Origin of the sequence: Vibrio sp. Y20_XG_PY13 (assembly GCF_024181925.1) — a bacterium.
In the GTDB taxonomy this organism is placed as follows: domain Bacteria; phylum Pseudomonadota; class Gammaproteobacteria; order Enterobacterales; family Vibrionaceae; genus Vibrio; species Vibrio parahaemolyticus.
Genome location: NZ_JAMZAL010000002.1, coordinates 683,770 through 700,476, shown reverse-complemented (window position 1 = coordinate 700,476; position 16,707 = coordinate 683,770). Strand labels below are relative to the sequence as shown.

Below are 16,707 nucleotides of genomic sequence, written 5' to 3'. Positions count from 1 at the left end.
GTTTTCTCATGACATAATCACAAGAAAGAATATGGTGGAGGGGGACGGATTCGAACCATCGAAGGCGGAGCCGGCAGATTTACAGTCTGCTCCCTTTGGCCACTCGGGAACCCCTCCAGGGTGTTTTATACTTGAAAAATGTTTTCCCAACGCATCTCTCAAGTGCGGAGCGCATCATAGCAAACTCGCTCCGGCTGTAAAGCGTTTTTCTAGCGTTTTTACGTTGAATGCTGCCTTTTTGGGCAAAGATGGTAGAAAGTCAGCGTTTTGTATGTCCTTTATACAGAACGAAAATATACTTTTTACCGGAATTTACACTACTTGACGTTAAAAGACGTATCTATTGATAAACTGTAAGCAGTTTAATGACATAAGTTTATTCGTTTAGTAGTCAAGATCATGAGCATGAAAGCCACTTTATCCTTATCTGTTTTAACGCTTTCTACATTAATGGCTTCCCCTAGCGCTTTTGCAGCAAAGCGAGGTCCGTCTGCGGTCACGGTTGTGACTGAGCAAGTAGAAACGCACGAAATTAATCAATCTTTATCCCTTATCGGCAAATTGAAGGCGGCAGAGTCTGTGGTTGTCGCTTCAGAAGTTGCAGGTAAGGTCAAAAAAATTGCAGTAAAAGCAAACCAGAACGTGCAGCAAAACCAACTGTTAATTCAATTGGATGATGATAAAGCGCAAGCAGCACTGGTAGAGGCAAAAGCTTACTTAAAAGATGAAGAACGTAAGTTAAAAGAATTTCAGCGTTTAGTTAAACGAAACGCAATTACTCAAACCGAAATTGATGCACAAAAAGCAAGCGTGGAGATTGCTCAGGCTCGACTTGATGCTGCGAAAGCGAATCTCGCCGATCTGCATATCACCGCGCCCTTTTCTGGAACGGTTGGATTTATCGATTTCAGCCGCGGGAAAATGGTTAGCGCAGGAACTGAGCTTCTGACATTAGACGATCTGTCGGTCATGGAGTTGGATTTACAAATTCCAGAACGTTATTTGTCGATGTTGTCAGTTGGAATGGAAGTTGCCGCGAAGACCAGTGCTTGGGGTGAACAACGTTTTTCTGGGAAAGTCACGGGTATTGATACCAGAATCAGTGCAGAGACATTGAATTTGCGCGTGCGCATTGAGTTTGATAACCCAGAAAACCAATTGAAACCGGGTATGTTGATGAACGCTTCACTGGCATTTCCTGCTATTAAAGCGCCGATCATTCCTGTTCAAGCACTTGAATACTCAGGCACCAAACGCTTTGTATATGTAATTGATGAAAACAACAAAGCGACTCGCCAAGAGGTGTTGCTGGGGGCTCGTGTCGACAACAAAGTAGTGATTGAATCTGGCGTTGAGATTGGTGACAAGATCGTTGTTCAAGGTATTGTTAACATGCGTGATGGCGTTGAAGTGAAAGAAATTGTCGCGCCACTCAAAGTGAACACCACGGATGTGACAGGCAATGACAGTGAATCGGCTGAGGAAGGAAACTAATGTTAATTTCCGACGTTTCAGTTAAACGCCCTGTCGCGGCGTTAGTTCTGAGCATGCTGTTGTGTGTGTTTGGCTTTGTGTCATTCACCAAATTAGCCGTTCGTGAAATGCCTGATATTGAGAGCCCAGTCGTTTCTATCAGCACGCGTTATGAAGGCGCGTCGGCGACCATTATTGAAAGCCAAATCACCTCCGTACTGGAAGATCAGCTTTCTGGGATCAGTGGCATTGATGAAATCAGTTCCACCACTCGTAACAGCATGTCACGCATCACGATCACCTTTGAGTTAGGTTACGATCTGAATACTGGGGTGAGTGATGTGCGTGACGCCGTTGCTCGTGCTCAGCGCTCGTTACCTGATGAAGCAGATGACCCAATTGTTTACAAGAACAATGGTTCGGGTGAAGCGTCCCTTTACATCAATCTAAGTTCTTCTGAAATGGACCGCACACAGCTGACGGATTATGCCGAGCGTGTTCTGATGGATCGTTTCAGTTTGATCACGGGTGTGAGTTCTATCGATCTCTCTGGTGGTTTGTACAAAGTCATGTACGTGAAACTCAAACCAGAGCTTATGGCTGGTCGTGCGGTCACGGCATCGGATATTACATCAGCTTTACGAAGTGAGAACCTAGAAAGCCCGGGTGGTGAAGTTCGCAACGACTCGACAGTGATGTCGGTGCGTACGGCTCGTACTTACAACACACCTGAGGACTTCCAGTATCTTGCCATTAAACGTGCAAGCGACAACACGCCTATCTACCTAAAAGATGTGGCGGATGTCTTTATTGGTGCAGAAAACGAGAACTCGACCTTCAAAAGTGACGGTGTTGTAAACATCAGTCTTGGTGTGGTACCGCAATCAGACGCAAACCCGCTAGAAGTGGCGAAGCTGGTTCGTTCTGAAGTCGATAACATTCAGAAGTTCTTACCAGAAGGAACACGTCTCGCGATTGATTACGACGCGACAGTATTTATCGAGCGTTCAATCGAAGAGGTGTACAGCACGCTGTTTATTACAGGTGGCTTGGTGATCTTGGTGTTGTATATTTTCATCGGACAAGCCCGTGCGACTCTAATCCCAGCGGTTACGGTGCCCGTTTCTCTGATCTCTTCGTTCATTGCCGCGTACTACTTTGGCTTTTCTATCAACTTGATCACTTTGATGGCGTTGATCCTGTCTATTGGTTTAGTAGTGGATGACGCGATTGTGGTTGTTGAAAACATCTTCCACCATATTGAACGTGGTGAATCGCCTCTGCTTGCCGCGTACAAAGGCACTCGAGAGGTTGGTTTTGCGGTTATCGCGACAACGTTGGTTCTGGTGATGGTGTTTCTGCCAATTTCCTTTATGGATGGCATGGTAGGGCTGCTATTTACAGAGTTTTCTGTATTGCTGGCTATGTCGGTAATTTTCTCCTCTTTGATTGCACTGACACTTACACCTGTGTTGGGCAGCCAGATCCTAAAGGCAAATGTAAAACCAAATCGATTCAACGAAGTGGTCGATCGTCTGTTTAGCAAGCTGGAGAATGGCTACCGCTCATTATTGAAAGGAGCATTGAAAGCTCGTTTGGCTGCGCCTTTGGTGATTCTGGCTTGTATGGGCGGCAGTTATTTCCTAATGAATCAAGTACCAGCTCAATTGACGCCACAAGAAGATCGCGGTGTGATTTTTGCGTTTGTGCGCGGCGCAGATGCTACGTCGTACAACCGAATGTCAGCCAATATGGATATTGTCGAAGACCGATTGATGCCATTGCTAGGGCAAGGCTATCTGAAGTCATTCAGCATCCAAACGCCAGCGTTTGGTGGTCAGGCAGGTGACCAAACTGGCTTTGTGATCATGATTCTAGAAGATTGGAATGAACGTGATGTAACGGCTCAGGAAGCGCTCAACAAAGTACGTGGTGCATTGGCGGGTATCCCTGATGTTCGAGTGTTCCCATTTATGCCAGGTTTCCAAGGTGGTTCGAGTGAGCCTGTTCAGTTCGTATTAGGCGGTTCTGATTATGATGAGCTTCTCGTCTGGGCTGAACTGTTGAAGAACAAAGCCGAAGAATCACCAATGATGGAAGGCGCTGAGATAGACTACTCAGAGAAAACGCCAGAGCTGTTAGTTACGGTCGACAAACAACGCGCGGCTGAACTCGGTGTGAGCGCAAAAGACATTTCTGACACGTTAGAAATTATGCTCGGCGGTAAAAGCGAAACGACTTATGTTGAGCGTGGCGAAGAGTATGATGTTTACCTTCGCGGTGATGAAAATAGCTTCAATAATGCTGCCGATTTGAGTCAGATTTATCTGCGTACCAACAGCGGCGAGCTAGTGACATTAGACACGGTCACAAAAATAGAAGAAGTGGCAGCATCTATCCGTCTGTCTCACTACAACAAACAGAAGTCCATCACCATTACTGCAAATCTTTCCGAAGGTCATACATTGGGTGAAGCGCTGAATTACCTCGATCAGCAAGCTATCGACAACTTGCCGGGTGACATTTCTGTGAGTTATTCGGGTGAGTCGAAAGACTTTAAAGAGAACCAAGCGAGTGTCGCAGTTGTGTTTGCACTGGCATTGCTGGTGGCGTATCTCGTGTTGGCGGCTCAGTTTGAAAGCTTCGTGAACCCGCTAGTAGTGATGTTCACTGTACCAATGGGTGTGTTTGGTGGTTTCCTTGGTTTGGTCGTGATGGGGCAAGGAATGAACATTTACAGCCAGATCGGCATGATCATGTTGATCGGTATGGTAACGAAAAACGGCATTTTGATAGTAGAATTTGCCAACCAGCTACGTGACCGTGGCGTTGAGTTTGAAAAAGCGATCATTGATGCCGCCGCGCGACGTCTACGCCCAATTTTGATGACTGCGTTTACCACACTTGCAGGTGCAATCCCGTTGATCGTATCAACAGGTGCTGGTTATGAGAGCCGTATTGCCGTGGGTACGGTTATCTTTTTCGGGATGGGGTTTGCTACATTGGTGACCTTGTTTGTTATCCCTGCGATGTACCGACTGATTTCTGCGAAAACACAAGCTCCAGGTCATGTAGAAGCAGAACTGAACAAAGCGCTCAGCCACGATTCGAAAGGCCGCACAGTGCATCCTTAACGACAACATGTAACGCTTTGATTAAAAACGCCGAACCATTTTTGTTCGGCGTTTTTTTATATTTCTAGTGATTATTTATAGATCTAACCATTAATTGTGGTTATTATTTCGCCACTTCTTCGAGGGGCACAGGACTCGCTCATCGTTTATGACTGAATGTCGAGTCTTGCTAGGTATAAAGCCAGGAAGGTGGCTATACCTATGATTATTGAGGTGTTCCCTTGAAAAAAGTTCGTGGTAGTTACATGGTAGAAATGGTTCTGGTTGCGGGTATTATGGCGTTGTTAGTCACCACTGCACTTCCAACGTTTACGAATGCGCTAAAAGGTCATCAAGATGGTATTTTGGCGTCACTTGATACTGTTCAACCTAGTAGTCATGTAAACAAAGAGACCGCAGAAAAGTTTTCCGCTCAATAAGCAAAGCTACTTTCTTGATTGATAAAAGAAGCCGAGGCATTTGCCTCGGCTTCTTTACATTTAACTTCAAATACTGGGTTCAACGTCGTACTAGAAGCGTTTTCCTAAGCTGATTTGTAGACCTTCATAGCTGTCGTAAAAGTCTTCAAAGCCCATATCTGCGACATTGTAGATGTACTCTGCGCGTAACCAGATATCTTTACTCATATCCCAATGAACTCCAGCTCCCACGTTAAACAGTGCGCCAGAGTCGTCAGTCACTTTCTGGGCATTTGGAACATACATTTCTGCTTGAGTCCCCAAAGCGGTCACGCGGCCAAACAAAGAGAGTGGTGTGTCGCCTAAGTTGTCACTGGTCAATACCGCTGACATGCCTGCTTGGTAATAGTGCAAATCCAAATCTGTTTTTAGCGTGTCGTTCTTAAGCTCGTTTTGGGAGTAACGAAGCACACCTTCAAACGCAAGGTATTGATTAACATAATAGCCCCAGCCAACAGTGATATGCGGTGTGGACCACTCATTGTCTCTGTCTGATCCAAAATACGGCGTATCGAAACCAACGTTACCAGTACCCAGGTAAAAATAAGATTGATGAGTTTGTTCTTGAGCAGCAAAAGTCGGCACACTGATGGTCAAGGCAGACAATAATAGGATGGCGTTTTTCATAACTTGACGATAACCTTTGTAAAAGACCGTTGTAATGATTTGTGTTAATATTAATTTAATCAATAAGATAGATGGCGCTTATCATATCAGTTTTTGTTCAAAGGTAGTGATTTTCGAATGGGAATTGTTGCGCTAAAGCATACTTCCTACTTATGAAAGTGGACTAACTGGATATGGTGACGAAAGCCAATCAAATAAGAGAGAAGGAAAGTAAAGTGGCTGAATTCAAATATAAAAATCTGACTCAAGAAGAACAAGACAAGTTAGACGCAGCGACATTTCGTCGTTTATTGGCGCATTTAGATGCAAACAAAGATGTGCAAAACATCGACCTGATGATCCTTGCGGGCTTTTGTCGTAACTGCTTTAGCAAATGGTACAAAGCAGAGGCTGAAAATCTCGGTTTGGATTTAGATATTGATGACGCTCGCGAACGTGTTTACGGCATGACTTATGATGAGTGGAAACAAAACCATCAACCAGCAGCAACGCCAGAACAATTGGCCGCGTTTGAAGCGCGTCAGAAAAAGTAATCCCAATCAAAAAAAACAGCCCGCACATAAGCGGGCTGTTTTTATATTCGAATTTGCATCTTAAGTGGTAATTGGACCGCAACATGCTGGCTCAACACAGCCTTTCGCTTGAATGACTTCAAGTTGCGCGAGATAAGGTTGAATATCACCGATGTTCTCTTTTACCCATGCTAAGTCGTAATACGTATCTAAGTAACGCTCACCAGAGTCACATAGAAGTGTCACGATAGAGCCTGTTTCACCGCGTTGTTTCATTTCGCAGGCCAGTTGAAGTACACCGTAGAGGTTCGTCCCCGTAGATGCACCGACTTTACGTCCAATCAGCTGAGAAACCCAATGCGCGGTCGCGACACTTGCCGCATCAGGAATTTTTCGCATCTCATCAACCACTCCGGCGATAAAGCTTGGCTCAACACGTGGTCGGCCGATGCCTTCAATTTTGCTGCCAGTATTGCCTTTTAATTCATTGTTGCCGGATTGGAAGGCATCGTAAAACACTGAGTTTTCAGGGTCTACCACACACAGTTTGGTGTCGTATTTTTGGTAACGAATAAAGCGGCCAATGGTTGCTGATGTGCCACCAGTTCCTGGACTCATCACTACCCAACTCGGAATTGGGTGATCTTCTAACTGCATTTGGCTGAAGATCGAGTTCGCGATGTTGTTGTTGCCGCGCCAGTCAGTTGCACGTTCAGCATAAGTAAACTGATCCATGTAGTGGCCATTTAACTCTTGAGCCAAACGTCGAGACTCGTCATAAATCTGATCTGAGCGTTCAACGAGGTGTGCTTTGCCACCGTAAAACTCAATTTGTTCAATCTTTTTACGCGCGGTGGTTTTTGGCATAACGGCAATGAAAGGTAAGCCAAGTAAGCGAGCAAAATACGCTTCTGAAACGGCAGTGCTGCCTGAGGATGCTTCAATTACTGTGGTTTCAGGACCAATCCACCCATTACAAATCGCATAAAGAAACAACGAACGCGCCAATCGGTGTTTGAGAGAGCCTGTTGGATGCGTGCTCTCATCTTTTAGGTAGATATCGATACCATCAAGAGAAGGCAGTTCGAGTTTAAATAAATGAGTATCAGCAGAGCGTTGAAAATCCGCTTCAATTTTACGCACTGCATTGTTGATCCAGTCGTGGTCAGTACACATGGCGTCTCTCCTTGGAAATCGATAGATAAGCATTAGATAGGGATAATTTACCTATAAGGTGAGAGAAAAACTTTGCTATAGTTGCTCTTGATAAGTATTAGGGTGGAAAAATTTTCTACATTTTATGGTTTTTATAGAAATGAAATTAGATCGGGTCGATAAACAACTGCTTGCTTTGCTACAAACCGACAGCACCTTGTCATTAAATGACTTAGCAGAGCGAGTCAATCTGACAACAACGCCATGTTGGAAGCGTTTAAAAAGGTTGGAAGAGGAAGGCTACATTGAAAAGCGCGTCGCGTTACTGAGCGCAGAAAAACTCGACTTGTCTTTTATCGCTTTTGTTCAGCTAAAAACCATCGATCACTCCGAAGATTGGTATCACCATTTTGTCACAACAGTGAGTGATTTCCCTGAGGTGATGGAGTTTTATCGTATGGCCGGCGAGTATGACTACATGATGAAAGTGCTGGTGAAAGATATGAAGTGCTTTGACGAATTTTATAAGCGCTTAGTGAATAGTGTAAAAGGGCTATCTAACGTGACTTCAACATTTGCAATGGAGTCGATTAAATATACCACTGAGTTGCCAATTCGAAGCTAATCTAAGTTTACAGTTACTGGAATAATCGTTGTTACTGACGAGACATTAAAATGGAATGTAAGAGTGACATTATTCCAGTTTTAAAATACATATCTCTTTTATTAAATATAAACGAGATTCGTTCTTGCTTTTATTTGTGCATTAGATAATTATGTTTTTCTAATCTGTTAATGTCCATACAGCATAACCCGCCAAAAATTAACGCAATTTTTCTTCATTATTTTTCCTGTTTTATTTTGTTGAATATTCACTCTTTCTAAATTAATCAATTACATTAATTTAAACGTTTGCTTCGCGTTTTTTCGGGTAATTTTCTCGCCATTTATCAGAATTTATTTTTACCCTTAATATAGTAGTAAATACTTAAGTAATAAAGTCATCAACAATAGGGATGGCGATTAATAAAACATCGTATTATTATCTCGCCCCTTGAGATGTAACAAATTATTACTAAAAATGAACAGAAATTATTATTTGATTTTTCTTGCTGCTTTACTTGCTGGTTGCGGTGGAGGAGGTGACTCCAAGCCGAGCAATACAAGCTCTCCAACTTCTATCACGAAGCAGAGTCGTCCACAGCTGATTGTTGAAGATGCCTCGTTGCAGTTTGAGGGTGTGGGAACCATCACTCAGACACTATTGAGCAACGTTCGCGGCTCAGTATCTTACCAAGTCATTGATTCAAATCCGCCGAATGTGGTGAGGGTGAATGATTCGGGTGTATTTCAAATCCTGCGTCCAGGCACTGCGATAATTCGTGCAACAGATACCAGTTCTGTGTATGAATCTTCTGAAACGACGTTTTCGGTCACGGTTGAACGAGGTTTTAACAATGATCTTTCTGCCAGTGATTTAAGCCTAGTTGCACTCGATCCTGACGGGAAAGCTCTGACCGTGCGCGGGCAGAAAGGTAAACTGACTTACCAAGTCGAAAGCGGGCAGAACCTCATTCAAGTTGATGATAACGGCGTTGTTTATTCACTTGGTTCTGCGGGTCAGGCTTCTGTACTGATTTCCGATTCAGGTAACGACTTATATCTACCTAAGCAAGTTCGTGCAACCGTAACATTGTATGCGATAGGTGCTGAGCAACTTAAATTTGCCTTAATCGAAGATGAGTATCGAGACGGTTTAACCTTAGCGCCTTCACGTTTGGATAAAGTTGAAACGCAAAATATCACTTACAAAATTTTGCGCAGCGAACCAGACAACGAGGTTGCCGAGTTACTAAACCCAGAAACGGGTTTGCTTTTGATCCACAACGTTGGTCAGGTAACCGTCGAGGCGACAGCAACATACAGCGATGCTTTCTTAAACAAGCAGCAAGTCGCTCAGTTTGTGGTCGATGTGAAACAGGGTCAACGTCAAGCCATCAGTGTTGCGAATATTGCTAAGACGTATGAAGACGGTGGACGCATTTTCCCTCAAGTTGCACACGCTCGCGGTGACTATGGATATCGCATCATCAATGGTGAAGACGTTGTCGCTAAAACTACGGATGGTGAAGCGTTGCTGATCAAAGGCGTTGGTAGCGCAGAAGTTGAAGCCTACGAATACGACTTGCGTAATTATCCAGCAAGTAAAACTCGCTTCAACATTGAAATCGAACGCGCACCTCATCCGGTAATGAAAGACGTGGAAATGTCTCTCACTTATCAGCCTAAACTGGCTATTCCAATGGCGTTTGCTGGTCAGAAAGGCAAAGTCAGTCTGATTGGTGGGTTGCCGGAAGGTCTTCGAATGAAGGATGGCAACTTAGAAGTGGATACCGCGGGCGAATATCGTCTTAAGTTTGAAGATGATGGCGGTGACTTTTACCAACCAATTCAATTCAACGTTGTGATCAAAGTTGCGAAAGCGCAAGGCCAAGCGATGACGACGCAAGATTATGAAATGGTATACAGCAAAGACTACGATTTTAACTTGCAGCGTGATTTTGGTTTAACGGCCAGCAATGATCATTTGGAAGTCGTTGACAATACTTCTCCAGGTGTTGCAGATGTTATTGGTGACGGTCTTATTCGTGTCTACAAAGCGGGTCAAACGACGTTAACGGTTCGCAGGAAAGAGAGTGCAAATTACACGGCCGGTCCAGATCAAAAAGTTCGCTTCAACATTCTGAGTGCGCCAAGCCGAATTGCTATCCAGTCAGGCGTAGTAGAAGGTACGTGGAACATCAACCAACCTTATGTCCAAAAACCATCTATTCTCGGTACGGTTGGCGAAGTGAGCTACCGATTTGCGACGGATTCTGCAACTGATGTGGTTTCATTAGATCGCAAAACGGGTGATATGCGCATTCTGAATGCGGGCAGCACCAGAGTTATTGTGTCGGACGCAGGCAACGATAAGTTTACTCCAGGTGAAAGTAGTTTCGCTGTAACGATTAAACAAGGTAGCAACCCGGTTTCTATTACTTATCCAACTCTGGACTTTTCTGCTGGTGCGGTTATCACACCTGTGATGAGTGGGGGAGAAGCCAAAGCAAGCTACCGTCTGATTAACCAAGCTGAGCCGGTGGTTGAGTTGTTATCTTCAGATTCTGGTCGTTTGAAAGTGCTGCATGCTGGCAATTACCAAGTGGAAGTGACGTTAACTGCACGTAACTATACAACTAAAACCGTATTGGTTAACGGCACCATTAATAAAGCGGATCATCCAGGTCTTACGACGAAGCTTCAAACTGTGGAATTTACGCCATTTAAGACGATTAGTTTGGATTTTGGTAAAACGGTAGGCACTCGCACTTACGCATTTGCTGATACCGTGAGTGAAGAGCTTGCAACGTTAGACAATGCGAAAGCTGAGTTGACGCTAACTAATTACTCTCAATATCATTCTATTGCGTTGGATATTTCTGAGAGTGAATCGCGAGATTACAAAGCGTTACCAAGAACTAGAGTTACGGTTCATGTCGATTTGGCAGAATCGGGTGTTGCAGATAAATACACACAACTTGATAGCGAACAAACCGTCATCGTCAGTACCCTCAGTGCCCCACAGTTTTCCAATTTAGAAGAAAGTGAGTTTGGCATCATGGGGTCGCGTTCGGTACGTGAACCGACGGATGATGAGCTGCAAAAATTTGGCAAAGGTAAGGTCGCGCTGTTCTTGTTAAAACCAGTGGGTAGCGATGACCGAACCAAACAAAAGGCAGTCTGGGTGCATGTTGCTCGATTTGATGGCTGTACTGCGGATCTGTTTTCTAATGATCTAAAACCATTCGATGCAATTGATTATGATGCTGTAGGTTATTGTGCGAACGGTAGTACGATTCGTATGACTCGCTTTTTAGTGATTGACGACTCTAAACTAGAAAATATTGAGTATGAGTTGGCAGCGCCAGTCATGTACTACCGTCGCGGTCAACGTGAGTTCTTAGCGAGTGATGACGGCGGTTTTTATGCCAAGCCAAATGTGGTGTACGGCAAAAGCAAGTATGGCTATCCGAAATCACTTTATGAATGGTCAGTGGTCACCATGAAGTATCAACCGAATTAATCATCGTTTGATACCCACGAAAAAGGAGTGCTGAGCACTCCTTTTTGCGTCTTATACGCACGGGTTACTTCGTGTAGCGCATGACTCCTTCTTGTACGGCAGTCGCTACCAAATGACCTTGCTGGTTATAAATTTCGCCACGCACTAAGCCTCGAGTATTACTCGCCGTTGGGCTTTCTATTGCGTACAAAAGCCATTCATCCATCTTGAAGGGACGATGGAACCAGATTGAATGGTCAATCGTCGCAACTTGGAAATTCGGCGTCATTAACGACACTTCATGTGGATGCATCGCCGTGACCAAAAATCCCCAATCTGACGCGTAAGCCAGCAAGTATTGATGAATCAGTTGGTTATCTGGCATCTCACCGTTAGCACGAATCCAAAGGTACTGTTTTGGCTCCGCTTTTTTGGGTTTTAGAGGATTGATCACCGTGACAGGGCGAGTCTCAATCGGTTTTTCTCCGCAGAATGTTTTACGCAAGCGCTCTGGCAGAAACTCCGCGATATGACTTGCGAGTTCACTCTCTGAGGCGAAGTTTTCAGGCCCCGGAATATCTGGCATGGCTTTCTGGTGATCGAACCCCGGTTGATCGCCGTGATAAGAAGCCGTTAGGTAAAAAATAGGTCGTCCATTTTGCACTGCTTTAACGCGTCTGGTGCTAAAGCTACGTCCATCTCTTAAATTTTCCACATCGTAAATGATCGGCTTTTCAGGGTCTCCAGGGTAGAGAAAATAGCTATGGAAGGAGTGTACAGTGCGTGTTTCTTCTACTGTGTAACGCGCCGCTGAGAGGGCTTGTCCAATCACTTGGCCGCCGTAGACTTGAGGTAAACCTAGGTTTTCACTTTGTCCACGAAACAAGCCTTCTTCTAATTTTTCGAGTTGTAGTAGGCTGAGCAATTCTCGTAATGGTTTACTCATTGTGTCTCCTCACCGATGTGTTTTTTCTTCACGTTACCTCAAGATCTGATGATCTGTGAAGTGACTTTGTTTAGAACTGTTGAGTGACTTAATAGTAGTCTCATCCTTAAACCTACGAATAAGGCAAAAGGAATGGTAACAACGTTTCTGCTTTGCAGGAAAAGTCCGGCTAGTCCTAATTATGAAACGAAATCAATTGTTTGAAAAATTCTAACTTAGTCAAACTATTGTCAAATAAACGAAAGGAAACAAGACAGTTTTATATTCCAACCCTATACTTATCCCGATTTAATACTCTTCTTGAGGAATATATGAAAAAAACACTACTACTTGTTACTTCTTTACTTTTTGGCGCTGCGTTAGTGGGTTGCCAAACTTCTCAAACAACAGAAATGGAATCTGCTGAGGCGTCAATGAAGACAATTACAGGTACAGTGGCTTACCGTGAACGTATTGCTCTACCACCAAATGCTGTGGTTACGGTAACACTAGAAGATGTGTCTTTGGCTGATGCGCCATCTAAGCTTCTAGCAAAACAAACGTTCGAAACAGAAGGTAAGCAAGTTCCTCTTTCGTTTGAGCTGAGTTACGACAGCAACGAAATTAAACCGAATCACACTTACAGCGTGCGCGCGCGTATTGAAGTCGATGGTAAATTGCGTTTCATCAGTGATACGCATAACGGTGTGATCACAGATGAAGCACAAACTCACCAGTTGGATATTCGTCTAGTTGGTACGCGTTAATACCAAACATAGCGAACAAAAATGGCAGCCTAAGGCTGCCATTTGTATTTTCTGAGGGCGATTTTTCCTATCTCAGAAACTTCGATCCCTTCTGCTTCTAATTTCTGCTTTTGCCTGTCTAAGTCTCTGCCTTTCAGCGATATCTTCCCTTGACTATTGATGACTCGAAACCAAGGCAATTTGCTACCTTCTGGCAAATTCCCAAGAGCTTTTCCTACGTGTCTGGCGTATCCCGGATAGCCTGCCATTTTGGCAATTTCGCCGTAGGTCGATACTTTTCCTTTTGGAATTTGGTGAATTACAGCAAAGATTTGCACTAAAAATTGGTCCATACTGAAACTGTCCGTTGTGGCTTGCTAAGGAATGGTAATACACACGACTTGTATTTCGCTAACAGTTCTTGTGCATGGTTAACATTTGTTGCTAATGAGTTAGATGCCTTTTTAAAGACCTTTTAACTAAAGACAAATTGGTGCACCAAGCGCACGAAATACAAATTAACGATAAGCTAAGCTTGAATCTAGACCCACTCAACGACTTTAGATACCCAGTTTTATTTGCCGTTGAGTTACCAAGTTGGTGGGGAAGCCAGGAGGCGCTATGATTTTTTCAACACTTCAATTTTTCATCACAACTTTTCTTGCCGTTGTGTGTGCCCGAGCGATGAGTTTGAGTGAGGGCGAAATCCCAGTACTCGCACTCATGATCCCGGCATTATGGCTGTTGCCTCAAGGTGGCCTTGCTGGCTTAGTGTTGCTCGGCGCTATGATGGTGTTTGGTGCGACGCTTTCGATGCAGCCCATTGCGTTGTCTGTTGGTGTGCTGATTCTATTCCCGTTACTTATGGTGGTGTTCTCACATCGCAGCTCTCTTGGCGTTCTCCTTACCACCGGTTTGATTGTGATTACCTTACAAGTAGGGCTGATGGTCACGCAACAAGGCGGTAAGCTTGATGGTTCAGCTTGGGTGACCGTGGTTCAAACGTTGTCTGTTGTGGTCATGTGGTGGGCTGCAACGCATTGGAAACGCTCAGAAAAACACAGCTGGTGGCCTTTGCTTTTACTATTGCCTCTCTGGATTGCCGATCTTCATTACGCGGTGCTGGTGGCGTTGAGCATTACTGGGATGTTGGCTTCGATGGAAACACTCGCCAAATTAAAAGACTCGATTCGCTGGAGTAAGTTGCTTTGTTGGACACTACCAACCGTCGGTTTTGCGGCGTTGGTGGTGAGCCCTAATACGGATGTACCAAACCCTGTATTTGTGGTCTGGATCTGTTTGTTGGGTACTGCTTGGATGACGGACTACATCTTACGTAGTAGTGACGAGCAGGCGGAGTTATAAAATAGTTGTAGGCGTTCAGAGGAAAAAGTGACCCGTGCGGCAGACTGTTGAATTGATTGTGAAACAATAAGTGAATTAGTATATGTTCATCATTTCATAATTATTCTACTTTCCATAATAATAACCACACTGTAAGTGGTTAATTTTAGATAAGTTTGTCATGATCACACTTGCTCGAACGCTGCTGCTTTTCGCTTGTCTGTTGCCAAGCCTTCATGTAAAGGCCGAACCTTCATTAAAGCCTCACTATAAAATCGCGACGGAAGCGGATGATGTTGTCACTCGCGTTTTATTTGATGCGGTATCCACTGAATTTGGTGTGAGTGTTGAGTACATCAACTACGCGAGTTTTGATGCCATTTTAGATGCAGTCGCGAATGAAGACGCGGACTTTGCTGCCAACATTACCTATACCAATACTCGCGCTGAGCGTTTCAGCTATTCCCGACCAACAAACATTGAATACACATACTTATATGGGCTGAGCGACTCGACATTAGATGATATTTCACGTGTTGGTGTGCCTCAAAACACCATCTACTCAGAACTGATCAAACAGTATCATCCAGAGTTAAAACAAGTTCCTTATAAAGGCCATAACGAAGCCGTACGTTTGTTACAAACTGGTTTAGTGGATGGCGTGGTTGATGCGATTAACCAACTCAAACCAATGTTGTTGGAAGGGTTTGATGCCAAAATGCTCAACGATCAGATCTCCATCAAACCTGTTTCTATCATTAGTAAAAAAGGTCACCACTTAGAAGAGTTGGATACCTTTGCCTCGTTTATTCATGGTGAAGCGGTACAAAAGCAACTTCGTGAGCAAATCGCGTTGTATCAATTTGAGTTGAGACGCTCAGCCCTGCGAGATGCGATCAAGTTACTGCCTGTCGATTTAAAAGAGCCAATTCGAATCAAAATGGAATCCATCTTTCCTTACGTGGTGTACAACCCTGATGGCACCGTACAAGGGATGACAGCCGATATCGTTCTACAAAGCTGTGAAATTTTGGATTTAAACTGTGTGATCATCAGTGAGCCTAACGAAAGTTGGGAGTCGATGTATCGCCAGTTCATGAAAGGTGAATTTGATATTTTGGCACCATTGACGGTGAGCAGAGAACGGCATGAATTCAGCTATTTCCCAAGACCGCACTATTCACCAGCTTCAGTGATGGTCAAGCGATTGGGCTACAAGCCAAACACCTATTCCCATGTGTCACAATTGATCTCTGAAAGAATCGGTGTAGTCAAAGACGATTTCTTCGATCAAATGATGACTCAGCTTTTACCGTTGAAAGAGCTTGAGCGTTTTAACACGCAGCACGATCTTATTGAAGCATTGCTTAAAGGGGAGGTGGATTACATCCCGATGGATACGGCAATGCTCAACCATTTCCTTCGTTTGAGCGAGCTTGTGCCCATCGAACAAGATACCGCGATAGGGGAGTTTTACAGTTCGCAGTTGTCTATCGGCCTCGTCGCGAATGAACGCGGTGCAATGTTAGCGCCATATTTTAGCCGCGCGATCGCGATGTTGGGCGTTGACAAAATTGTGGCTCAATACGATTTGCGTCCAGATTGGCGCACGGCGTTAGAGTATGAGGTGCGATTGGCAACACAAACCCAAGCGGTATTTCTATTCGTACTTGTATTGGCAATTTGTGTTTCTCTCTATCTGTATCGTCAATCCAACACCGATAATTTAACTGGGTTGAGGAATCGTCGCTCTTTGCAAGTTAAGTATCGCCAAGGGGTGAATAAGGATTTGGCGATTCTTTATTTAGATATTAATCACTTCAAACAAATCAACGATACCTACGGTCATTTAGCGGGTGATGAAGTGCTGCAATTGCTTTCGCTGAAGATACATCGAGTGTGGTCTGGGCGAAGCTATCGTATTGGTGGTGACGAATTTATTTTGCTCGGATACCCAACACAAATAGAGCTTTCGCGAGCCGTTCAAGAACTGAGTCGATTGGATGTTACCGATAAATTGTGCGCGGAGCTGAAAACCGTCACGATTTCAGTTGGTGTTTCTGAGAAACGAAAGCAGCACATGAGTTTGGAACAAGCGCTGCATTTGGCGGATGAAGACATGTACGTCAGCAAACATTCTTCTCGTCATTATTCTGGTTCTAGCGACTATCTTGTTCAGTCTTAAATGGATGAATTGATCGAGTTTTGTCCAAACGAATTAAGAATAG

General features: G+C 44.2%; 13 protein-coding genes and 1 tRNA gene. 9 read left to right on the top strand and 5 right to left on the bottom strand.

The window, feature by feature from the left end:
• Positions 1 to 32: 32 nt before the first annotated feature.
• Positions 33 to 117 (bottom strand) — tRNA-Tyr (locus NL646_RS08235).
• 282 nt (positions 118 to 399) lie between these two features.
• On the opposite strand from NL646_RS08235, the gene vmeE reads away from it, so the two are divergent.
• From vmeE to NL646_RS08220, 3 genes are all read left to right on the top strand, one after another.
• On the top strand, positions 400 to 1,494 hold the full coding sequence (vmeE, locus tag NL646_RS08230) for a multidrug efflux RND transporter periplasmic adaptor subunit VmeE (protein ID WP_253664074.1): 1,095 nt from the start codon (positions 400 to 402) through the stop codon (positions 1,492 to 1,494).
• Positions 1,494 to 4,607 carry a multidrug efflux RND transporter permease subunit VmeF gene (gene vmeF / locus NL646_RS08225; RefSeq protein WP_253664073.1) on the top strand — a complete coding sequence of 1,038 codons (3,114 nt, stop codon included), beginning with the start codon at positions 1,494 to 1,496 and terminating at the stop codon, positions 4,605 to 4,607. Before vmeE ends, vmeF begins: the two co-directional genes overlap by 1 nt.
• A 221-nt stretch (positions 4,608 to 4,828) precedes the next feature.
• Entirely contained in the window at positions 4,829 to 5,026 is a 198-nt protein-coding gene (locus tag NL646_RS08220; protein ID WP_005461161.1) for a type II secretion system protein, read from the top strand.
• A 90-nt stretch (positions 5,027 to 5,116) separates the two neighbouring features.
• Here NL646_RS08220 and NL646_RS08215 read toward each other — a convergent pair whose 3' ends face one another.
• Positions 5,117 to 5,692: a porin family protein gene (locus tag NL646_RS08215; protein ID WP_005461140.1), complete on the bottom strand. Its 576-nt coding sequence runs from the start codon at positions 5,690 to 5,692 to the stop codon at positions 5,117 to 5,119.
• Between the two features lie 215 nt (positions 5,693 to 5,907).
• Here NL646_RS08215 and NL646_RS08210 point away from each other — a divergent pair, with 215 nt between their 5' ends.
• Positions 5,908 to 6,225 (top strand): DUF1244 domain-containing protein, encoded by a 318-nt coding sequence (locus NL646_RS08210; protein WP_021449582.1) that lies wholly within the window; start codon positions 5,908 to 5,910, stop codon positions 6,223 to 6,225.
• 60 nt (positions 6,226 to 6,285) lie between these two features.
• Here NL646_RS08210 and NL646_RS08205 read toward each other — a convergent pair whose 3' ends face one another.
• A complete protein-coding gene (locus NL646_RS08205; RefSeq protein WP_025518212.1) occupies positions 6,286 to 7,380 on the bottom strand; it encodes a PLP-dependent cysteine synthase family protein in 1,095 nt (364 codons plus the stop codon).
• Between the two features lie 139 nt (positions 7,381 to 7,519).
• On the opposite strand from NL646_RS08205, the gene NL646_RS08200 reads away from it, so the two are divergent.
• Positions 7,520 to 7,984: an Lrp/AsnC family transcriptional regulator gene (locus tag NL646_RS08200; protein ID WP_005481879.1), complete on the top strand. Its 465-nt coding sequence runs from the start codon at positions 7,520 to 7,522 to the stop codon at positions 7,982 to 7,984.
• Between the two features lie 456 nt (positions 7,985 to 8,440).
• Positions 8,441 to 11,485, top strand: coding sequence for a cadherin repeat domain-containing protein (locus NL646_RS08195; protein ID WP_253664072.1), 3,045 nt, complete (start codon positions 8,441 to 8,443; stop codon positions 11,483 to 11,485).
• Between the two features lie 64 nt (positions 11,486 to 11,549).
• Here the strand turns inward: NL646_RS08195 and tesB are convergent, their stop codons facing one another.
• A complete protein-coding gene (gene tesB, locus NL646_RS08190) occupies positions 11,550 to 12,410 on the bottom strand; it encodes an acyl-CoA thioesterase II (protein WP_005461165.1) in 861 nt (286 codons plus the stop codon).
• A 311-nt stretch (positions 12,411 to 12,721) separates the two neighbouring features.
• On the opposite strand from tesB, the gene NL646_RS08185 reads away from it, so the two are divergent.
• A complete protein-coding gene (locus tag NL646_RS08185; RefSeq protein ID WP_005461146.1) occupies positions 12,722 to 13,156 on the top strand; it encodes a YbaY family lipoprotein in 435 nt (144 codons plus the stop codon).
• Between the two features lie 29 nt (positions 13,157 to 13,185).
• Here the strand turns inward: NL646_RS08185 and NL646_RS08180 are convergent, their stop codons facing one another.
• On the bottom strand, positions 13,186 to 13,488 hold the full coding sequence (locus NL646_RS08180; protein ID WP_005461131.1) for a DNA base-flipping protein: 303 nt from the start codon (positions 13,486 to 13,488) through the stop codon (positions 13,186 to 13,188).
• A 268-nt stretch (positions 13,489 to 13,756) separates the two neighbouring features.
• On the opposite strand from NL646_RS08180, the gene NL646_RS08175 reads away from it, so the two are divergent.
• Complete coding sequence (locus NL646_RS08175) at positions 13,757 to 14,500, top strand: hypothetical protein (protein ID WP_005461144.1); 744 nt, start codon at positions 13,757 to 13,759, stop codon at positions 14,498 to 14,500.
• Positions 14,501 to 14,660: 160 nt separating this feature from the next.
• Positions 14,661 to 16,664 (top strand): GGDEF domain-containing protein, encoded by a 2,004-nt coding sequence (locus NL646_RS08170; RefSeq protein WP_229620853.1) that lies wholly within the window; start codon positions 14,661 to 14,663, stop codon positions 16,662 to 16,664.
• The last annotated feature ends 43 nt before the right edge of the window (positions 16,665 to 16,707 follow it).